3 protein-coding genes are annotated in these 2,797 nt (G+C 27.6%); 1 reads left to right on the top strand and 2 read right to left on the bottom strand.

Annotation, left to right across the window (positions count from 1 at the left end):
* Positions 1-79: 79 nt before the first annotated feature.
* Positions 80-961: a pepsin/retropepsin-like aspartic protease family protein gene (locus AP75_RS13675; RefSeq protein WP_088264987.1), complete on the bottom strand. Its 882-nt coding sequence runs from the start codon at positions 959-961 to the stop codon at positions 80-82.
* Between the two features lie 157 nt (positions 962-1,118).
* Between AP75_RS13675 and AP75_RS14415 the strand changes: the two genes are divergently transcribed.
* On the top strand, positions 1,119-1,277 hold the full coding sequence (locus tag AP75_RS14415; RefSeq protein ID WP_158212091.1) for a hypothetical protein: 159 nt from the start codon (positions 1,119-1,121) through the stop codon (positions 1,275-1,277).
* Here the strand turns inward: AP75_RS14415 and AP75_RS13670 are convergent.
* A complete protein-coding gene (locus AP75_RS13670; RefSeq protein ID WP_088264986.1) occupies positions 1,266-2,516 on the bottom strand; it encodes a TraB/GumN family protein in 1,251 nt (416 codons plus the stop codon). The two genes, AP75_RS14415 and AP75_RS13670, sit on opposite strands and share 12 nt — an antisense overlap.
* Positions 2,517-2,797: the final 281 nt, after the last annotated feature.

The following is a 2,797-nucleotide window of genomic DNA, read 5'->3' as shown; positions in this document are numbered from 1 at the left end:
ACCGGAGCTTCCGTTCAACGGGCTTTCATCTTCTGTCCTGCGGACAAGACGAAAGCTTAGTTATTACTTGCAGTGCTTTTTATGATTTCTTTTTATCGTCAAAATATTTTTCTTTAAAGTATTTATTTGGTTTTAAATACACAATTTTTTTCTGAAAATCTAAAATGATATTAAATCTTTTAAGGACATCACTTCCTAGAAAATTAGTTTCGTAACCTGCGGGTTTATTATAGGTATTCAATTCAGCAGGAACATTTTTCAGCAAAATTTTTCCCAATTTTAGGTTTTTGATTTTTACAGTTTTCAAAGGTATTTCATCATTATTTGAATTATGCAAAATAGTTGTTTTGATAACTTCTAATTCATTTACTGGAAATTTTGCCTTTGTCAACAAATCATTATCTAACATTAATGCTTTTTGAAAGCCTGTATCAAAAAGAAATTGGCTGTTGTATTTCTGACCTTTCTCTTCCAAATCCAAATTAATTGAAAAATGTTCATCCATAACATTCATTTCAAATTTTTGATATTTTCTTGATATTTTTGGAAGTTTTGAATAGACTTGCAATAATTTTTTCTCATAATCAATTTCAATAATTTTATTTTGAAACATATTCCATCCAAACATACCATCCGTTCCTTGTCCTGTTGTTTCAATAGGGTAGACTTGTTGGTTGCTCCATTGTAGTTTCTCTATCGAAAATGAATTATCACTAATGTCATTCATTGTCAATTTTAAGCCTTTTGGGTTTAGATACTTTTTTATCGCTTCCTTTGTCAAATAGAAGTCTATTGAACCTGTGTCAAATGTCAAAAAAATAGTGTCTTTTTTGTTAAGGACAGTTTTTACTTTGATATTATTATAGTCCGTTAATTCAAAAGGAATTTTCTCAATTAGAAATTTTTGTGAAAAACTAAAAGAAAAAACTAAACAGAAAAAAAATGGTAAAATAAATTTCATAGGTTTTGACGTATTTTTGGTAGCATTCTGACTAACGTTAAATTAATTCATTGATAATCAAATAGTTATAGGTTTTAATTTTTGACCATTTGATTATTCAAAATAGTGAAAATTTCTTCGTTAGCGGCTAAAAACAACTCCGTTTTCGAGTAGGGGAATGTCAGCTAACGTTTTGCAGCTTGGCGAAGTGGCGGAAATCGAGGCACAAATGTTCAGTTTTGCACAAAAGTTCAACCGAAGAACTGAACTTGAATTTAGCACTGAACCCGCCATTTTGCCAAACTGCTGTTGTGCGATCGGTTATTTATTTATCTAATTCTTCTATTGGTTTATTTGCTTGTGAATTACTTATTAATATTGCAAAATCAAAATAATCAGTCGTTGTTTTACCTTTCAAATCGTTTTTGTTTGACTTTTTAAGAAATAATTTTATTTCCATTAAATCAGTTTGATTTTTTTTATAAGGTGAATTTTCATTATTCAAATGATAAAGAGTTAAATTTGATAATCTGTTGTTTTTAAGTTTATTTATTCCTTTAAAATATTCTTTCCAATAATCACCAATACCATAACCACCTTCAGTTGTGTAGCCAATATATTTTTTATTTGCGTCATATTTTAAATCCCAGAGCACCCTACTTTTAGTTAAAAATCCTGCGATTGAAACTATTTCTTCTTTTTTATAAATATTGTTTTCTATTAACCTTGTGAAAAATGATGGATAATTACTTTCTCTGTCCTTTTCTATGTGGAAAAAGCCCATTCTTACAAATTGAGGATTTGATTTGAAATCGTATAATTGACTTAAAAATAAATAATTATCAAAAATTGTTTTTTCTCTATCTTGCTTTTTTAGGGTTAACTTTATGTTTTCAATTAAGTTATCTGTGATAATTTTATTATTTGCGATAGAATTAAAATATGTTTTATCATTTTCATAATCAACTATAAAGTTTTTTAAAATGTTTTTAGAATAACTATCATAATATGGGGAGAAATCAGTAGTGTCAATTTTTACCATTTCATACAAATTGTCGTAAGATTTATATTTTCCTTTTTCAATTTTCAGCAATTCTATTAAGAGTTTAGAAGTGTATTTATACGTTACGATTATATCAATTCCAACCACTTGGATTTTATTGTTTTTTGGTTGATTATCATTTATTTTTTTTATGCCCTTCCATTTATTGTAAGTTTCAATACTTTTTTCTTGTGGCACTCTTACACCATAATGTCTTACTAAGTCTTTTAATAGAATTGTGTCACCAGATTTTAAATATTGATTAAAATAATAAGCAATTCCTAAATCGGTTTCAGGTAAGTAATATTTTACTTTATTTTTATTAATTAGATTTTCAAGTAAAATATTTTCTGCTTTTTCTGTTTCTTGACTTCCGTGATATGCACCGAAACCAATTATTTTGAAATTACTTTGAGGAAATTCAAAATTTGAGTTTAATAAATCAAAACGATTATTTTTTAAATATTCGGTTTTCGATTGAGAAAAAGCTAATTGTATTGATACAATAAATAATACTAATATTTTAATTTTCATTTTATTACGTTCGGTTTTCGTTAACTGTCGCACAACGGAAAAATTATTTGCGAAGGACGGGCTACTTTGACGACAATTTCAAAGGAAAATCGAACCTGAGCAAAATGCTTTTTCAGATTTCTAAAATTACTAAAAAAAGAAATATGAAAAGCATTTTTGCGGATATTGTTAACTGAATGCTCAAAGACAATATTCACCCCGTCTTTTGCCAATACACTGTTGAACTAAACCTCCGGTAGCTTTTCCCATTCGCCGTTTTAGTAACTTTGTTTTTATTAACC

Origin of the sequence: Kaistella haifensis DSM 19056 (assembly GCF_000735695.2) — a bacterium.
Classification (GTDB): Bacteria; Bacteroidota; Bacteroidia; order Flavobacteriales; family Weeksellaceae; genus Kaistella; species Kaistella haifensis.
This window is presented reverse-complemented; position numbering and strand designations above follow the sequence as displayed.